Origin of the sequence: Pseudomonas cimarronensis, from assembly GCF_049331905.1 — a bacterium.
GTDB lineage: Bacteria > Pseudomonadota > Gammaproteobacteria > Pseudomonadales > Pseudomonadaceae > Aquipseudomonas.
In genome coordinates this window covers 2,988,263-3,004,929 of the sequence record NZ_CP186283.1, presented here as the reverse complement: position 1 = coordinate 3,004,929, position 16,667 = coordinate 2,988,263, and the positions used below count along the sequence as shown (strand labels likewise).

Below are 16,667 nucleotides of genomic sequence, written 5' to 3'. Positions count from 1 at the left end.
CCACCTCGGAATGCTCATTTACAGTCGTAAACTCCGCTTCCTCGGCTATTTTCGCCACCGTTTTAGCTCTAGCTCGCAAGGTTGTGAACAGGCTCTGAATCGTGCCCCGCACTCGCCAAGGACCCCATGAGCAAGCCAGAAACTGTCGCCGCCGCTAACTTTCTTCGTCCCATCGTCCAGGCCGATCTGGATACCGGCAAGCACGCGAAGATCATTACCCGTTTTCCGCCGGAGCCCAATGGCTACCTGCACATTGGCCATGCCAAGTCGATTTGCCTGAACTTCGGCCTGGCCAAGGAGTTTGGTGGCGAGTGCAACCTGCGCTTTGATGACACCAACCCGGCCAAGGAAGATCAGGAATACATCGACGCAATCAAGAGCGACGTGCAGTGGCTGGGTTTTCAGTGGGCGGGCGAGGAGCGTTATGCTTCCAACTATTTCGACCAGCTGCATGCCTGGGCCATCGAGCTGATCAGGGCAGGCAAGGCCTTTGTCTGCGACCTCAATGCCGAAGAAATGCGTGCCTATCGCGGTAATCTCACCGAGCCGGGCAAGAACAGCCCGTTCCGTGAGCGCAGCGTTGAGGAAAACCTCGACCTGTTCGCTCGTATGAAAGCCGGCGAATTTGCCGATGGTGCCCGTTCGCTGCGCGCGAAGATCGACATGACTTCGCCGAACATCAACCTGCGCGACCCGATTCTGTACCGCATTCGCCACGCCCATCACCACCAGACCGGCGACAAGTGGTGCATCTACCCGAGCTATGACTTTACCCACGGTCAGTCGGACGCCATCGAAGGCATCACTCATTCGATCTGCACCCTGGAGTTCGAAGACCACCGTCCGCTGTACGAGTGGTTCCTTGCGCAACTGCCAGTGCCGGCGCAGCCGCGGCAGTACGAATTCGCTCGTCTGAACCTGAACTACACCATCACCAGCAAGCGCAAGCTCAAGCAGCTGGTCGATGAGAAGCACGTCAATGGCTGGGACGACCCGCGTATGTCGACCTTGTCGGGCTTCCGCCGTCGCGGCTACACCCCGGCGTCGATCCGCGCCTTCTGCGACATGATCGGCGTCAACCGTGCTGGCGGCGTGGTGGATATTGGCATGCTGGAATTCGCCATTCGTGATGACCTCGACGCCAATGCCGCGCGTGCCATGTGCGTGCTCAAGCCGCTGAAAGTGGTGATCACCAACTACCCGGAAGGCCAGACCGAGAACCTCGAACTGCCGCGCCATCCCAAGCAGGACATGGGCGTGCGCGTGCTGCCGTTCAGCCGCGAAATCTATATCGATGCCAGCGACTTCGAAGAAGTCCCGCCGGCCGGCTTCAAACGCCTGATTCCGGGCGGTGAGGTGCGTCTGCGTGGCAGTTACGTGATTCGCGCCGATGAGGCGATCAAGGATGCCGACGGCACTATCGTTGAACTACGCTGCAGCTACGACGAAAACACCCTGGGCAAGAACCCCGAAGGCCGTAAGGTCAAAGGCGTGATCCACTGGGTGCCGGCGGCTGAAAGCGTCGAGTGCGAAGTGCGCCTGTACGACCGCCTGTTCCGTTCCGCCAACCCGGAGAAAGACGAAGAGGGCGGCAGCTTCCTCGACAACATCAACCCGGACTCGCTCGTGGTGCTCAAGGGTTGTCGCGCCGAGCCATCCCTGGCCGAGGCTGCGCCGGAAGAGCGCTTCCAGTTCGAGCGCGAAGGCTACTTCTGCGCCGACATCAAGGACAGCAAGCCAGGTGCACCCGTCTTCAACCGTACCGTAACGCTGCGCGATTCCTGGGCTTAAGAGCCAGCCTCGGATCTGCTGCGCGTCGGCGATACTGCGTCAAAAATGGCCTCGGAATGCTCATTTACAGCTAGTAAACTCCGCTTCCTCGGCCATTTTTGCCTTGTCTCGCTCTAGCTCGCGAGATCCGAAACAGGCTCTATTGCTCAGATGCTCTGATTAGAACCGGGCCGGTACGCCGGCCCGTGGTTTTCCAAGGAACCCCGATGCTCTCGATCTACAACACGCTGACCAAAAGCAAAGACGTCTTCAAACCGCTGGTGGGTAACCAGGTGCGCATGTATGTGTGCGGCATGACGGTTTACGACTTCTGTCATATCGGTCATGCGCGGGTGATGGTGGCGTTCGATGTGGTCACGCGTTGGCTGCGCCATCGTGGCTATGACGTGACCTACGTACGCAATATCACCGACATCGACGACAAGATCATCAAGCGTGCCAATGACAACGGCGAGCCGTTTGAAGCGCTGGTCGAGCGCATGATCGCGGCCATGCACGAAGACGAGGCGCGTCTGAATGTGCTGCGCCCGGATCAGGAACCGCGTGCCACTGATCATATTGCCGGCATGCACCAGATGATTCAGACCCTGATCGACAAGGGTTTTGCCTATGCACCGGGTAATGGCGATGTGTACTACCGCGTCACCAAGTTCGAGACCTACGGCAAGCTGTCGCGCCGCAAGATCGATGAGTTGAAGATCGGTGCGCGCATTGAAGTGGACGAAATCAAAGAAGATCCGCTGGATTTCGTCCTGTGGAAGGGCGTCAAGCCGGGCGAGCCGAGCTGGGCGTCGCCGTGGGGCGCAGGCCGTCCAGGCTGGCATATCGAGTGCTCGGTGATGTCCACTTGCTGCCTGGGTGAAACCTTCGATATCCACGGCGGTGGCCCGGATCTGGTGTTCCCGCACCACGAAAACGAGATCGCGCAGAGCGAGGCGGCCACCGGCAAGCTCTACGCCAATGCCTGGATGCACGCCGGTGCGGTGCGTGTGGATGGCGAGAAGATGTCCAAGAGCCTGGGCAACTTCTTCACCATTCGTGAAGTGCTGGAGAAGTATCACCCGGAAGTGGTGCGCTACCTGCTGGTGTCCAGCCATTACCGCAGCCCGATCAACTATTCCGAAGACAGCCTGCGTGAAGCCAAGGGGGCACTGGAGCGTTTCTACAATGCGCTCAAGGGCTTGCCTGATGCTGTACCCGCTGGTGGTGAAGCCTTTGTCGAGCGCTTTGCGGCGGCGATGGATGACGACTTCAACTCGCCGGAAGCCTGCGCCGTGCTGTTCGAGTTGGCGCGTGAGATCAACCGTCTGCGCGAAAGCGATGTACAGGCTGCTGCAGCTCTGGCTGCACGCTTGAAGGAGCTGGCTGGTGTGCTCGGTGTATTGCAGCTGGAGCCAGAAGCCTTCCTCCAGGCCGGTGCTGCCGGTAAGGTCGATGCGGCCGAGGTCGAAGCCTTGATTGCCGCGCGTCTGCAGGCCCGCGCCGAGAAGAACTGGGGCGAGTCTGACCGTATTCGTGATCAGCTCACCGCCATGGGCGTGGTGTTGGAAGACAGCAAGGGTGGTACGACCTGGCGTTTGGCTGATTAGCGCCGTGCTGAATGAGCAGCGTCATGCAGCCGTGCATTGATTCGTGCTGCTGCAAGGCGCTTTAGCGCGCCGCCAGGCCCGCTTCCCGTAGCCGTTTGTACAACGTATTACGGCTAACCCCGAGGCTACGCGCCAGGTGCGAGATATTGCCTCCGCAGGCCTGGTACTGGCTGGCCAGATCATCCGCGCTGGTGCTGGCCAGCGGTTGCGGGTGGATGGCGGCTGTTGGTGGAGCTGCTGGCTGCAAGTCGGCAAAGAAATCATCCGGCAGGTGTTCGACGCGGATTTGCTGGTCCTCGGCCATGGCCAGGGCAATCTGCAGCACGCTGCTCAGTTGGCGCAGGTTGCCGGGCCAGGGGTGACGCTCGAACAGGCTCAGCACCTCATGACTCAGTCCCGCCCATTGCTGCGGCTCGCGGTGGTAATCCCAGATGCGCTGGACCATGGCGGCCTTGTCGGTGCGTTCACGCAGCGGCGGTAACTCCAAGTTGAGGCCGCTGATGCGGTAGTAGAGGTCCTGGCGAAACAGCCCGCTTTCCACATCCTGGCGCAGCGGGCGGTTGGTGGCCGAGATCAGGCGGATATCCACCGGGTACAACTCACTACTGCCCAGCGGTTGGACGCAGCGCTCCTGCAGCACCCGCAGCAAGCGGGCTTGCACCCGCAGTGGCATATCGCCGACTTCGTCGAGAAACAACGTGCCTTTATCGGCTTTGCGGATCAGGCCGATGCTGCCTTTCTGATTGGCACCGGTGAACGCGCCTTTTTCATAACCAAACAGCTCGGACTCCACCAGTTCGGCGGGAATGGCCGCGCAATTGACCGCGATAAACGCCTGGCTGGCGCGCGAGCTGGCGTGATGCAGGGCTTTGACGAAAACCTCCTTGCCGACGCCGGTTTCGCCATGCACGAGGATCGGGATGTTTTTTTCCAGCAGGCGCTCGGCCTGGCGCACCGCTTTGTCGACGCGCGGGTCGCCGAGGTTGAGCGAATCGAGGGTGAATGGGGTGAGAGTGGCGCTGGAAGGCGGTTGCTGGGTTTGGCGAAAGTCGCGGGCCTGGATCGGCGCTGGCTGCTGCGGGCGTTTGATCTGCGCGTGAAAACGAAAGCGGCCGCTGGCGCGCAGGCTGAACGGCAGCGCCTCGGGTTGGTTGAGTAGTTGCTGCAGCGGCACGTCGAACAGGCTTTCGACATTCACCCGGGCCAAGCCCACGCCCAACAAACTGTCGGCGCGGCGATTGGCGGAAACCACCTGGCCCTGCTCATCGAAAATCAGCAGCCCAGCCCAGGGGCTGCTGAGGTTATCCAGGCTGGTGTTGAAGCTCAGCTGAAAGTAGCGCTGCTGAAACAGGTTGAGGATCAGCCGGTTTTCCACCGACTGGCTCATCATCTTGACCATGCCCAGGGTGTGCGAGGGCGGCAAGTAGCTGTCGCTGGACACATCCAGCACCGCGATCATCTGCCGCTGCTCATCAAAAATCGGCGAGGCCGAGCCGGTCATAAAGCGGTTGGCCTTGAGGAAGTGCTCATCGTGCTGAATATGGACGGCCTGGGCGCAGCTCAGGGCAGTGCCGATGGCATTGGTGCCGGTATAGCGCTCCAGCCAGGTGGCCCCGGCGACAAAGCCGGCGGCGCGGCTCGGTTCGATAAAACGTTGGTCACCCCAGGACTGCAGCACCTGGCCCTGATGGTCGGCCAGCATGATCAGGCAATTGGAGTTCGCCAGGATGGTGCCGTAGTAGGGCAGCACTTCTTTATGGGTGGTGTGCACCAGGGCGTGCTGGCTTTCCAGCAGGGCGCTGACTTCGCCGCGCTCGGGCTGGTTGAAGATCGGGGTGCTCTGGTGGGTCAGACCGTAGTCACGGCAGCGGGTCCAGGAGTCCTGGATGATGGTCTCATGGGGCAGGGCAGTGACAGCGTCAGCCATGACAGGTCTCTCGCGCGGGTTCTTGTTGTTATGGGCCACGGTCTGCGCCGGGTCTGTGCAGTGTCGCCGAAGGCTGTTCAATGTCAACGCTGTGACTGTTCAGTTGTTCACTGTGCACTGTTCAAAACTGTTCAGTGCTGTCTCCGTGTGTTGTTTATCTTTGGTGGTAGTTGTTTTAAATCAATGGCTTACGTTTTTTCTGAGGGGTTGGCACGGAACTCGCCTTGTAGCTGGGCAGATAACAAGAAAAAGGACGGCCCATGTCACTTACCCTGGAGCATGTCACGCGGATTGTTGATCACCAGCTATATATCGACGATGCCTGCCTGAGCTTCGAACCCGGCTCCTTCAATGTGCTGCTGGGGCGCACGCTGTCTGGTAAGACCAGTCTGATGCGCCTGATGGCGGGGCTGGACAAGCCCAGCAGCGGACGCATCCTGATGAATGGCGCCGATATGACCCAGGTGCCGGTGCGCCAGCGCAATGTGTCGATGGTCTATCAGCAGTTCATCAATTACCCGACCCTGACGGTGTTCGAGAACATCGCCTCGCCACTGCGTCAGGCCGGCGTGAGCAAGGCCGAGATTCTGGAAAAAGTCCACGCCACAGCACAAATGCTGCGTATCGAGGGCTTGCTCAAGCGCTACCCACTGGAGCTGTCCGGTGGCCAGCAGCAGCGCACGGCGATGGCGCGGGCGCTGGTCAAGGATGCCTCCTTGATTCTGTTCGATGAGCCGCTAGTCAACCTTGACTACAAATTGCGCGAAGAGCTGCGCCAGGAGATGCGTGAGCTGTTCCAGGCCCGTCACACCATCGCCATCTATGCCACCACCGAACCCAATGAGGCCTTGGCCCTGGGTGGCACCACCACCATCCTGCATGAGGGACGGGTGGTGCAGAGCGGCAAAACCGCCGAGGTCTATCACCGTCCGCAGCAGGTGCTAGCCGCCGAGCTGTTCTCTGAGCCGGCGATCAACCTGATGCCGGGGCGCGTCAGCGGCACCGAAGTAAGCTTTGCCGATACCGTGCATTTCCCGCTCAACCCGGATCTGCAAGGCATTGCCGAGGGTGAATACCGCTTTGGTGTACGCCCCAGCCATATCGGCCTGGTACCGTCCAACGATGATGATCTGGAGCTGGCGGTAACGGTCGAACTGGCCGAGATCAGCGGTTCGGAAACCTTCCTGCACGTGCGCAACGAGCAGTTCGTGCTGGTGTTGCACCTGCCGGGGGTGCATGAGTACGACGTGGACACGCCGATCCTCATCTATATCCCCACCCACAAGCTGTTTGTCTTCGCCGCTGATGGGCAGTTGATTCAGGCGCCCAGCCGCCGTTTGGGGAGGGTTGCCTGATGGCCGAGATCCGTTTGCATAACCTGGCCCACAGCTACAGCCGCGCGCCGACTGAAGCAGCCGATTACGCCATCCGCGAGATGAACCATGTGTGGGAGCAGGGCGGTGCCTATGCGTTGCTGGGGCCGTCCGGCTGTGGCAAGTCGACCCTGCTGAATATCATTTCCGGCCTGCTCAGCCCGTCCCATGGCGAGGTGCAGTTCGATGGCAAGGTGGTCAACGCGCTACCGCCGGAGCTGCGCAATATTGCTCAGGTTTTCCAGTTTCCGGTGGTCTACGACACCATGACGGTGTTCGACAACCTGGCCTTTCCCTTGCGCAATCAGGGCATGAACGAGGCGAAGATCCTCACCAAGGTCAATGAAATTGCCGAGGTGCTGGAATTGCACCCGTTGCTGCACAAGCGTGCCCGTAACCTGACTGCCGACGAGAAACAGAAGGTCTCTATGGGTCGCGGCCTGGTGCGTGACGACGTGTCGGCGATCCTCTTCGATGAGCCGCTGACGGTGATCGACCCGCACCTGAAGTGGAAGCTGCGGCGCAAGCTCAAGCAGATTCACGAGCAGTTCAATATCACCATGGTCTACGTCACCCACGACCAACTCGAAGCCTCGACCTTCGCCGACAAGATTGCGGTGATGTACGGCGGGCAGATCGTCCAGTTCGGCACCCCGCGTGAATTGTTCGAACGCCCCAGCCATACCTTTGTTGGCTACTTCATCGGCAGCCCCGGAATGAACCTGATCGATGTGCTGCCTTATGCCGGCGGTGTGCGCTTCAACAACACCGTGCTGCCGTTATCGGCAGCGCTCAATCGGCGCCTGGCCGAGCGGCCTGGGGCCAAGTTGAAAATCGGTATTCGCCCGGAGTTTGTGCACGTCTGGGATGGCCCGAATGAGGATGCGTTGTGTGGCGACGTGGTGCATGTGGAAGACCTCGGCACCTACAAGATTCTCACCCTCAAGCTTGATGGTCAGTCGCTCAAGGTTCGCCTGCAGGAAGACCAGCCCGTGCCGCAGCAGCAGGTCTATCTGAGCTTTCCGGCGCAGTGGTTGATGCTTTATGCCGATGACTTTCTGGTTGAGGCGCAAGCGCAGGAGGTGCAGCCATGAAGGTGCAGAACAACAAGGCCTGGTGGCTGGTACTGCCGGTGTTTCTGCTGGTGGCGTTCAGCGCCATCGTGCCGATGATGACGGTGGTCAACTATTCGGTGCAGGACATTTTTGACCACTCCACGCGCTATTTCGTTGGCGTCGACTGGTACAAGCAGGTGCTGCAGGACACCCGTCTGCATGACTCGCTGCTGCGCCAATTCATCTTCTCCGCCTGCGTGCTGCTGATCGAGATTCCCTTGGGTATTGCCATCGCCCTGTGCATGCCGACCAAGGGGCGCATGGCCTCGCTGGTGCTGATCGTGCTGGCGATTCCGCTGCTGATTCCGTGGAACGTGGTCGGCACCATCTGGCAGATCTTCGGACGCGCCGACATCGGCTTGCTCGGCTGGAGCCTCAACAGCCTGGGCATCAGCTACAACTACGCCTCCAACACCAGCGATGCTTGGGTCACGGTGCTGATCATGGACGTCTGGCACTGGACCTCGCTGGTGGCGCTGCTGTGCTATTCGGGCCTGCGCGCTATTCCCGATGTGTACTACCAGGCCGCGCGTATTGATCGTGCCTCCGCCTGGGCGGTGTTCCGCCATATCCAGCTGCCCAAGCTGAAAAGCGTGCTGCTGATCGCGGTGATGTTGCGCTTTATGGACAGCTTCATGATCTACACCGAGCCCTTTGTACTCACTGGCGGCGGTCCGGGTAACGCCACCACCTTCCTTAGTCAGACCCTGACGCAAATGGCCATCGGCCAGTTCGATCTGGGCCCGGCGGCGGCGTTCTCCTTGGTGTACTTCCTGATCATCCTGTTGGTGTCCTGGCTGTTCTACACCGCCATGACCCACAACGATAAGACGCGCTGAGGCCGACCATGACCTTACGTAAAAAAGTAGTGCTGGGGCTGTATATCCTGTTCCTGCTGGTGCCGATCTACTGGCTGCTGAACATGTCGTTCAAGAGCAATACCGAAATACTTGGTGGCCTGACGCTGTGGCCGCATGGCTTCACCCTGGATAACTACAAGGTGATCTTCACCGACCCGAGCTGGTACGAGGGATACCTCAATTCGTTGTACTACGTGTGCCTGAACACGGTGATCTCGCTGACGGTGGCGCTGCCGGCGGCCTATGCGTTTTCGCGCTACCGTTTTCTCGGCGACAAGCACCTGTTCTTCTGGCTGCTTACCAACCGCATGGCGCCACCGGCAGTGTTTCTGCTGCCATTTTTCCAGCTGTATTCGTCGATCGGTCTGTTCGATACGCATATCGCCGTGGCGCTGGCGCACTGCCTGTTCAACGTGCCGCTGGCGGTGTGGATTCTCGAAGGCTTTATGTCCGGGGTGCCGAAGGAGATCGATGAAACCGCCTATATCGACGGCTACAGCTTCCCGAAATTCTTCGTGAAGATCTTTATCCCGCTGATTGGCTCGGGCATCGGCGTCACCGCTTTTTTCTGCTTCATGTTTTCCTGGGTCGAGTTGCTGCTGGCGCGCACCCTGACCTCGGTGGATGCCAAGCCGATTGCTGCGGTGATGACGCGCACCGTGTCGGCATCGGGGATCGATTGGGGCGTGTTGGCGGCGGCGGGGGTGTTGACCATTCTGCCGGGCATGCTGGTGATCTGGTTTGTCCGTAACCATGTGGCCAAGGGCTTTGCCCTGGGCCGGGTATAGGAGTCGCGACGATGGATTGGATGGCCTGGACGCTGCCGACGGCGTTGTTTTTCGGCTTTATTGGCATGCTGCTGGTTGGCATGACGATCTGGGAGCTACGTTCGCCCTGTATCGAGCGCAAAGGGTTTTTGCCGATTGCGACCACCCGTGGTGATCGGCTGTTTATCGGTCTGCTTGGGAGTGCCTACCTGCACCTGCTGGTGGTGGGCGCGACCGATTGGAGTGTCTGGATAGCCTCGGTGCTGTCCCTGTTCTGGTTGTTTGCAGTGATGCGTTGGGGCTAAGCCGGGCTGCCTTGGCCGTGCCCGCTGGTTGGGCGCGGCCATGACCCGCTTGCCTCATTCCAAACCCTGAGATGGAGGTCTCTATGTTCGACAATAACAACAAAACTCGACATAGCATGGCGCTGGCTGCCCTGCTGACGTTGTCCGGCTTGAGCGGCGCAGCCTGGGCTGATGCCTACGAAGAGGCGGCAAAGAAGTGGATCGGCGAGGAGTTCAACCCCTCGACCCTGACGCCTGAGCAGCAACTCGAAGAGTTGAAGTGGTTTATCAAAGCTGCCGAGCCGTTTCGCGGCATGAGCATCAGCGTGGCCTCGGAAACCATCGCCACCCACGAGTACGAGTCCAAGGTGCTGGCCAAGGCCTTCAGCGAAATCACCGGGATCCAGCTCAAGCACGACCTGATGCAGGAAGGCGATGTCGTCGAAAAGCTGCAAACCCAGATGCAGTCGGACAAGAACATCTACGACGGCTATATCAATGACTCGGACCTGATCGGTACGCACTTCCGCTACGGCAAGGCGGTAGCCATCAGCGACATGATGGAGGGCGAAGGCAAGGCGGTGACCTCGCCAACCCTCGATCTGCAGGACTTTATCGGCATTTCCTTCACCACCGGGCCTGACGGCAAGCTCTATCAGCTACCAGATCAGCAGTTCGCCAACCTCTACTGGTTCCGCGCCGACTGGTTCGAGCGTCCGGAGCTGAAGGCCAAGTTCAAGGAAATCTACGGCTACGAGCTGGGTGTGCCGGTCAACTGGTCGGCCTATGAAGACATCGCCGAGTTCTTCTCCGAGAAGGTTAAGGAGATCGATGGCCAGCGCATCTACGGCCATATGGATTACGGCAAGAAAGACCCATCCCTGGGCTGGCGCTTCACCGATGCCTGGTTCTCTATGGCCGGTGGCGGCGATAAGGGGCTGCCTAACGGCTTGCCGGTGGATGAGTGGGGTATTCGCGTCGACGGTTGTCGTCCGGTGGGATCCAGTGTTGCCCGTGGCGGCGATACCAATGGCCCTGCGGCGGTGTATGCCACCAGCAAGTATGTCGATTGGATGCGCAAGTACGCGCCGCCGGAAGCACAGGGCATGACCTTCTCCGAATCCGGCCCGGTACCGGCGCAGGGCAGCATCGCCCAGCAGATTTTCTGGTACACCGCCTTTACCGCGGACATGACCAAAGCCGGCCTGCCGGTGGTTAATGAAGATGGCACGCCGAAGTGGCGGATGGCGCCTTCACCAAAAGGTCCGTATTGGGAGGAGGGCATGAAACTGGGTTATCAGGACACCGGTTCCTGGACCTTCCTCAAATCCACTCCGGAGAAACAGCGCCTGGCCGCCTGGCTGTATGCGCAGTTCGTTACCTCGAAAACCGTATCACTGAAGAAGACCCTGGTTGGCCTGACGCCAATTCGCGAGTCGGATATCAACTCGCAAGCCATGACCGACGCTGCGCCGAAACTCGGCGGCCTGGTGGAGTTCTATCGCAGCCCGGCGCGCGTGCAGTGGACCCCGACCGGGACCAACGTGCCTGACTATCCACGTTTGGCTCAACTGTGGTGGCAATTCATTGCCGAAGCAGCCAGTGGCGACAAGTCGCCACAAGAGGCGCTGGATGGCCTTGCAGCAGCCCAGGACACTATGTTGGGCCGCCTTGAGCGTTCCGGTGTGCTAGGAGAGTGTGGGCCGAAGCTTAATGAGCCGCGCGATCCGCAGTACTGGCTGGACCAGCCTGGAGCACCGAAGCCCAAGCTGGCCAACGAGAAGCCTCAGGGTGAAACCATCAGCTACAACGAGCTGTTGAAATCCTGGGAGCAAGCCCGCGACTGAGGCAGGGTTTTGTAAGCGACATAAAAAACGGCACCTAAGGTGCCGTTTTTTATTTTTGCCTGCGCCGCACTTAGTCGTGCAGATGTTCGGCAGCGTGCAGGGTGTTTTCCAGCAGGCAGGCGCGGGTCATCGGGCCAACGCCGCCCGGTACCGGAGTGATCCAGCCGGCGCGGGGCAGGGCGGTTTCATACACCACATCGCCAATCAGCTTGCCGTCGGTCTGACGGTTGATGCCAACGTCGATTACGATCGCGCCAGGCTTGATCCACTCGCCGTGAACCAGGCCAGGCTTGCCAGCCGCTACCACGACGATATCGGCCTGGCCGACATGCGTGGGCAGGTCTTTGGTGAAGCGGTGGGTCACGGTCACGGTGCAGCCAGCCAGCAGCAGTTCCATGGCCATTGGCCGACCGACGATATTCGAGGCGCCAACCACCACTGCGTGCATGCCGTACAGGTCAGCGCCGGTGCTTTGTAGCAGGGTCATGATGCCTTTCGGGGTGCAGGGGCGCAGCAGTGGCATACGTTGTGCCAGGCGACCGATGTTGTAAGGGTGGAAGCCATCAACATCTTTATCCGGGCGAATGCGCTCCAGCAATAAAGAGGCGTCGAGATGTTCCGGCAGTGGTAGTTGTACCAGGATGCCGTCGATGCTCGGTTCATCATTCAGGCGGTCGATCAATGCCATCAGCTCGTCCTGACCGGTGGTGGCCGGCAGGTCATAGGCCTGCGAGACAAAGCCGACTTCTTCGCAGTCTTTACGCTTGTGCGAAACGTAGACCTGGGACGCAGGGTCGCTACCGACGAGAATCACTGCCAGCCCGGGTGCGCGCAGGCCTTGCTGACGTCGTTCGGCGACACGTTGGGCGATCTGCTGGCGCAGGCTGGCGGCAATTGCTTTGCCATCGATCAGTTGTGCGGTCATTGCGCTTGGTTAACCATAAAGAAAGGATGGAGAAAGGACGCGCATTCTCGCATGACCGTGCTGTCGGGCAAAGGCAGATGCCAGGGTTTTCGCGTAACTCCTTTAAATGGCTGAATTTTTTTAACTTTTCCTGTTGACGACCTGTGGCAGCCTCTATAACATTCGCCCCGCTTGTCGAGCACAGCAAGTCGCTGGGTAAGACGGCAAAGGTCTAAGCTGCAAAGTTTTTTCCGGAGCCGAAAGCTTTAAGTCTGCACTAGCAGATGGATAAGCGCCCGTAGCTCAGCTGGATAGAGCATCCGCCTTCTAAGCGGATGGTCGCAGGTTCGAGTCCTGCCGGGTGCGCCATTTGGCGGTCTTGGCTCAAGCAAAATGCAATATGGTGGGCGTAGCTCAGTTGGTAGAGCACAGGATTGTGACTCCTGTTGTCGTGGGTTCGATCCCCATCGTCCACCCCATATTCCAGAACGCCAGGTTAATTCCTGGCGTTTTTGTATGAAGGTTTTACCCCGCGGACGTGGTGGAATTGGTAGACACACTGGATTTAGGTTCCAGCGCCGCAAGGCGTGAGAGTTCGAGTCTCTCCGTCCGCACCATCTTTTAGAACTCCCTCCCGTTTGCCGCCTGCATCTAGGGTGACTTCTGCAAATTGACCCTCTAGAATGCATGCCCTTGATTCGGGGCCGGTAAACGGCCGGCTTATGTCTGTGCAACGAGGATTATCCATGCAAGTTTCTGTTGAAAGTACTTCTGCGCTCGAGCGCCGTATGACCGTAGGCGTCTCTGTTGAGCGCATCGAGACTGAAGTCAACAAGCGTCTGCAGCAGACTGCCCGTCGTGCCAAGGTCCCTGGTTTCCGTCCTGGCAAAGTGCCAATGAGCGTGATTCGTCAGCGCTATGAAGATGCTGCACGCCAGGAAGCACTGGGTGACCTGATCCAATCCACTTTCTACGAAGCCGTTGTTGAGCAGAAACTCAATCCAGCTGGCGCTCCGGCCGTTGAGCCGAAGTCGTTCGAGAAGGGCAAGGATCTGGAATACGTTGCGACCTTCGAAGTATTCCCGGAATTCACCGTTGCTGGCTTCGAGTCCATCGCCATCGAGCGCCTGCAGGCTGACGTGGCTGAGGCTGACGTCGACAACATGCTGGAAATCCTGCGCAAGCAGAACACCCGTTTCGAAGCTGCCGCGCGCGCTGCCGAGAATGGCGACCAATTGAACATCGACTTCGTTGGCAAGATCGACGGCGAAGTCTTTGCTGGTGGTTCGGCCAAGGGCACTCAGCTGGTTCTCGGCTCTGGCCGTATGATTCCTGGCTTTGAAGAGGCTCTGGTTGGTGCTAAAGCTGGCGAAGAGCGCGTAATCAACCCGACTTTCCCGGCTGATTACCAGAATCTGGACCTGGCTGGTAAAACGGCTGAATTCACCGTCACCGTCAACAGCATTGCCGCTCCTCAGCTGCCTGAGCTGAATGATGACTTCTTCGCCCTGTTCGGCGTGAAAGAAGGCGGCCTGGAAGGCTTCCGCGCTGAAGTGCGCAAGAACATGGAGCGCGAGCTGCGCCAAGCCATCAAATCCAAGGTTAAAAACCAGGTGATGGACGGTCTGCTGGCTGCCAACCCGATCGAAGTGCCGAAGGCACTGATCAGCAATGAAGTGAACCGTCTGCGCGTCCAGGCTGTTCAGCAGTTCGGTGGCAACCTCAAGCCTGAGCAGTTGCCAGCTGAGCTGTTCGAAGAGCAAGCCAAGCGCCGCGTTGTGCTGGGTCTGGTTGTGGCTGAAGTGGTCAAACAGTGCGAACTGAAGCCGGATGACGCTCGCGTTCGCGAAATGATTCAGGAAATGGCTTCGGCTTACCAAGAGCCTGAGCAGGTTGTGGCCTGGTACTACAAAAACGACCAGCAAATGAACGAAGTGCGTTCGGTTGTACTGGAAGAGCAAGTTGTAGATACTGTTTTGCAGAAGGCCAACGTGACCGATAAAGCGGTCTCGTACGAAGAAGCTGTCAAGCCGGTAGAAGCACCACAAGCCGCCTGATTTCTTTACCTCGTTCGAACACGCCATAAGCCAGCCTCCGCGCTGGCTTATGCGTATTTGTGACATGACTATTTAGGGAGCGAGTGCAGCATGTCCCGCAATCCTTTTATGCAGCAAATGCCTAATATCCAAGCCGCTGGCGGCCTGGTACCTATGGTTGTTGAACAGTCAGCTCGCGGTGAGCGCGCCTACGACATCTATTCGCGCCTGCTCAAGGAGCGCGTGATCTTTCTGGTTGGCCCTGTAGAGGACTACATGGCCAACCTGATCTGTGCGCAACTGCTGTTTCTTGAAGCGGAAAACCCGGACAAGGACATCCACCTGTATATCAACTCCCCGGGTGGCTCGGTGACGGCGGGTATGTCGATCTACGACACCATGCAGTTCATCAAGCCAAATGTGTCCACCACCTGTATTGGCCAGGCATGCAGCATGGGTGCATTCCTGTTGACTGCTGGTGCTGAAGGCAAGCGTTACTGCTTGCCGAACTCGCGTGTGATGATTCACCAGCCTCTGGGTGGTTTCCAGGGTCAAGCGTCGGACATCGAAATCCACGCCAAGGAAATCCTGTTTATCCGCGAGCGTCTCAACACGCTGATGGCCAAGCACAGTGGGCGCACTCTGGAAGAAATCGAGCGTGATACCAATCGTGATAATTTCATGAGCGCAGAGGCTGCTCGTGAATACGGGTTGATCGACGAAGTAATTGAAAAGCGCCCCGCTTAAAATAAGCGGCTCAAAATAGGGCGGGCCGGTGTCTCCGGCCGCCGGCGGGCTTGAAAATGCCCGCATTTGCCCTCATCTTGTGTTTCAAGCCTATCGGATTGGATTGAACGAATGACTGACACCCGCAACGGCGAGGACAACGGCAAGCTGCTTTATTGCTCCTTCTGCGGCAAAAGCCAGCATGAAGTACGCAAATTGATTGCAGGCCCCTCGGTCTTTATCTGCGACGAGTGCGTCGACCTGTGCAACGACATCATCCGCGAGGAGGTGCAGGAAGCCCAGGCCGAGAGCAGCGCGCATAAATTGCCCGCTCCGAAGGAAATCAGCTCCATCCTCGATCAGTACGTGATTGGTCAGGAGCGTGCCAAGAAGGTTTTGGCGGTAGCGGTGTACAACCACTACAAGCGCCTCAATCAGCGCGACAAGAAAGATGATGTCGAACTGGGCAAGAGCAATATTCTGCTGATTGGACCGACTGGCTCGGGTAAAACCCTGCTGGCCGAAACCCTGGCACGCTTGCTTAACGTACCGTTCACTATCGCCGACGCCACCACCCTGACCGAAGCTGGTTATGTCGGTGAGGACGTCGAGAACATTATTCAGAAGCTGCTGCAGAAGTGCGATTACGATGTGGAAAAAGCCCAGATGGGCATCGTCTACATCGATGAAATCGACAAGATCTCGCGTAAGTCGGATAACCCATCGATCACCCGCGATGTTTCTGGCGAGGGTGTGCAGCAGGCATTGTTGAAACTTATTGAGGGTACTGTGGCTTCGGTTCCGCCGCAGGGTGGTCGCAAACACCCTCAGCAGGAATTCCTGCAGGTCGATACGCGTAACATCCTGTTTATCTGTGGTGGTGCGTTTTCCGGCTTGGAGAAAGTCATTCAGGGCCGTTCGAGCAAGGGCGGCATTGGTTTTAGTGCCGAAGTGCGCAGCAAGGAAGAAGGCAAAAAAGTCGGCGAGTCGCTGCGTGCCGTTGAGCCGGACGATCTGGTCAAGTTTGGCCTGATCCCTGAGTTCGTCGGTCGTCTACCGGTTATAGCCACTCTGGATGAGCTTGATGAAGCTGCTCTGGTGCAGATTCTGACCGAGCCGAAGAATGCGCTGACCAAACAGTATGGCAAGCTGTTCGAGATGGAAGGTGTTGAGCTGGAGTTCCGTCCCGATGCATTGAGATCAGTTGCGCACAAGGCGCTCGAGCGTAAGACAGGCGCCCGTGGCCTGCGTTCGATTCTCGAAGGTATCTTGCTCGATACCATGTACGAGATTCCGTCGCAGACTGATGTCAGCAAGGTGGTCATTGATGAAAGTGTGATCGATGGTGCATCCAAGCCGTTGCTTATCTATGAGAACAACGAGCTGCCTGCCAAGGCTGCGCCAGACGCTTGACTGCGTTGTAACATGTTGAAAGCAAGGGGCCTGCG

The 16,667-nt window shown here is 58.6% G+C and carries 13 protein-coding genes and 3 tRNA genes; 14 read left to right on the top strand and 2 right to left on the bottom strand.

Annotated features, from left to right (window positions below; all coding sequences use genetic code 11):
* The first annotated feature begins 126 nt into the window (after positions 1–126).
* Together ACOCLD_RS13960 and cysS are read left to right on the top strand one after the other, a co-directional pair.
* Positions 127–1,791, top strand: coding sequence for a glutamine--tRNA ligase/YqeY domain fusion protein (locus tag ACOCLD_RS13960; protein WP_422909595.1), 1,665 nt, complete (start codon positions 127–129; stop codon positions 1,789–1,791).
* 206 nt (positions 1,792–1,997) lie between these two features.
* Positions 1,998–3,380, top strand: coding sequence for a cysteine--tRNA ligase (cysS, locus tag ACOCLD_RS13955; protein ID WP_422909594.1), 1,383 nt, complete (start codon positions 1,998–2,000; stop codon positions 3,378–3,380).
* A gap of 61 nt (positions 3,381–3,441) precedes the next feature.
* On the opposite strand, the gene ACOCLD_RS13950 is transcribed toward cysS, so the two are convergent.
* The gene (locus tag ACOCLD_RS13950) at positions 3,442–5,307 is read right to left on the bottom strand and encodes a sigma-54-dependent Fis family transcriptional regulator (RefSeq protein ID WP_422909593.1); all 1,866 of its coding nucleotides are present in this window, start codon (positions 5,305–5,307) and stop codon (positions 3,442–3,444) included.
* 260 nt (positions 5,308–5,567) lie between these two features.
* Between ACOCLD_RS13950 and ACOCLD_RS13945 the strand changes: the two genes are divergently transcribed.
* From ACOCLD_RS13945 to ACOCLD_RS13920, 6 genes are all read left to right on the top strand, one after another.
* Positions 5,568–6,662 (top strand): ABC transporter ATP-binding protein, encoded by a 1,095-nt coding sequence (locus ACOCLD_RS13945; protein WP_257779757.1) that lies wholly within the window; start codon positions 5,568–5,570, stop codon positions 6,660–6,662.
* Positions 6,662–7,774 (top strand): ABC transporter ATP-binding protein, encoded by a 1,113-nt coding sequence (locus ACOCLD_RS13940; RefSeq protein ID WP_422909592.1) that lies wholly within the window; start codon positions 6,662–6,664, stop codon positions 7,772–7,774. Before ACOCLD_RS13945 ends, ACOCLD_RS13940 begins: the two co-directional genes overlap by 1 nt.
* On the top strand, positions 7,771–8,634 hold the full coding sequence (locus ACOCLD_RS13935; RefSeq protein ID WP_422909591.1) for a carbohydrate ABC transporter permease: 864 nt from the start codon (positions 7,771–7,773) through the stop codon (positions 8,632–8,634). Before ACOCLD_RS13940 ends, ACOCLD_RS13935 begins: the two co-directional genes overlap by 4 nt.
* 8 nt (positions 8,635–8,642) lie before the next feature.
* Positions 8,643–9,443: a carbohydrate ABC transporter permease gene (locus tag ACOCLD_RS13930; protein ID WP_305591639.1), complete on the top strand. Its 801-nt coding sequence runs from the start codon at positions 8,643–8,645 to the stop codon at positions 9,441–9,443.
* 11 nt (positions 9,444–9,454) lie between these two features.
* Positions 9,455–9,727 (top strand): DUF2160 domain-containing protein, encoded by a 273-nt coding sequence (locus ACOCLD_RS13925; RefSeq protein ID WP_167144523.1) that lies wholly within the window; start codon positions 9,455–9,457, stop codon positions 9,725–9,727.
* Positions 9,728–9,810: 83 nt separating this feature from the next.
* On the top strand, positions 9,811–11,553 hold the full coding sequence (locus ACOCLD_RS13920; RefSeq protein WP_422909590.1) for an ABC transporter substrate-binding protein: 1,743 nt from the start codon (positions 9,811–9,813) through the stop codon (positions 11,551–11,553).
* Between the two features lie 70 nt (positions 11,554–11,623).
* Here ACOCLD_RS13920 and folD read toward each other — a convergent pair whose 3' ends face one another.
* Positions 11,624–12,478 carry a bifunctional methylenetetrahydrofolate dehydrogenase/methenyltetrahydrofolate cyclohydrolase FolD gene (gene folD / locus ACOCLD_RS13915; protein ID WP_422909589.1) on the bottom strand — a complete coding sequence of 285 codons (855 nt, stop codon included), beginning with the start codon at positions 12,476–12,478 and terminating at the stop codon, positions 11,624–11,626.
* 271 nt (positions 12,479–12,749) lie between these two features.
* Between folD and ACOCLD_RS13910 the strand changes: the two genes are divergently transcribed.
* The 6 genes from ACOCLD_RS13910 (at position 12,750) to clpX (ending at position 16,632) form a co-directional block, all read left to right on the top strand.
* Positions 12,750–12,826, top strand: a tRNA-Arg gene (locus ACOCLD_RS13910).
* A 34-nt stretch (positions 12,827–12,860) separates the two neighbouring features.
* A tRNA-His gene (locus ACOCLD_RS13905) sits at positions 12,861–12,936 on the top strand.
* Between the two features lie 53 nt (positions 12,937–12,989).
* Positions 12,990–13,074 (top strand) — tRNA-Leu (locus ACOCLD_RS13900).
* Positions 13,075–13,203: 129 nt separating this feature from the next.
* On the top strand, positions 13,204–14,514 hold the full coding sequence (gene tig / locus ACOCLD_RS13895) for a trigger factor (RefSeq protein WP_422909588.1): 1,311 nt from the start codon (positions 13,204–13,206) through the stop codon (positions 14,512–14,514).
* Positions 14,515–14,604: 90 nt separating this feature from the next.
* Positions 14,605–15,240, top strand: a complete 636-nt coding sequence (gene clpP / locus ACOCLD_RS13890) for an ATP-dependent Clp endopeptidase proteolytic subunit ClpP (RefSeq protein ID WP_233685093.1) — start codon at positions 14,605–14,607, stop codon at positions 15,238–15,240.
* 111 nt (positions 15,241–15,351) lie between these two features.
* On the top strand, positions 15,352–16,632 hold the full coding sequence (gene clpX, locus ACOCLD_RS13885; RefSeq protein ID WP_257778269.1) for an ATP-dependent Clp protease ATP-binding subunit ClpX: 1,281 nt from the start codon (positions 15,352–15,354) through the stop codon (positions 16,630–16,632).
* The last annotated feature ends 35 nt before the right edge of the window (positions 16,633–16,667 follow it).

What these genes read in the sequence shown, in the direction of transcription:
- ACOCLD_RS13960 (WP_422909595.1), top strand. Translation starts at nt 127, where the DNA reads ATGAGCAAGCCAGAAACTGTCGCCGCCGCTAACTTTCTTCGTCCCATC.
- ACOCLD_RS13950 (WP_422909593.1), bottom strand. Translation starts at nt 5,307, where the DNA reads ATGGCTGACGCTGTCACTGCCCTGCCCCATGAGACCATCATCCAGGAC.
- ACOCLD_RS13920 (WP_422909590.1), top strand. Translation starts at nt 9,811, where the DNA reads ATGTTCGACAATAACAACAAAACTCGACATAGCATGGCGCTGGCTGCC.
- clpX (WP_257778269.1), top strand. Translation starts at nt 15,352, where the DNA reads ATGACTGACACCCGCAACGGCGAGGACAACGGCAAGCTGCTTTATTGC.
- ACOCLD_RS13945 (WP_257779757.1), top strand. Translation starts at nt 5,568, where the DNA reads ATGTCACTTACCCTGGAGCATGTCACGCGGATTGTTGATCACCAGCTA.
- ACOCLD_RS13935 (WP_422909591.1), top strand. Translation starts at nt 7,771, where the DNA reads ATGAAGGTGCAGAACAACAAGGCCTGGTGGCTGGTACTGCCGGTGTTT.
- folD (WP_422909589.1), bottom strand. Translation starts at nt 12,478, where the DNA reads ATGACCGCACAACTGATCGATGGCAAAGCAATTGCCGCCAGCCTGCGC.
- tig (WP_422909588.1), top strand. Translation starts at nt 13,204, where the DNA reads ATGCAAGTTTCTGTTGAAAGTACTTCTGCGCTCGAGCGCCGTATGACC.
- cysS (WP_422909594.1), top strand. Translation starts at nt 1,998, where the DNA reads ATGCTCTCGATCTACAACACGCTGACCAAAAGCAAAGACGTCTTCAAA.
- ACOCLD_RS13925 (WP_167144523.1), top strand. Translation starts at nt 9,455, where the DNA reads ATGGATTGGATGGCCTGGACGCTGCCGACGGCGTTGTTTTTCGGCTTT.
- ACOCLD_RS13940 (WP_422909592.1), top strand. Translation starts at nt 6,662, where the DNA reads ATGGCCGAGATCCGTTTGCATAACCTGGCCCACAGCTACAGCCGCGCG.
- clpP (WP_233685093.1), top strand. Translation starts at nt 14,605, where the DNA reads ATGTCCCGCAATCCTTTTATGCAGCAAATGCCTAATATCCAAGCCGCT.
- ACOCLD_RS13930 (WP_305591639.1), top strand. Translation starts at nt 8,643, where the DNA reads ATGACCTTACGTAAAAAAGTAGTGCTGGGGCTGTATATCCTGTTCCTG.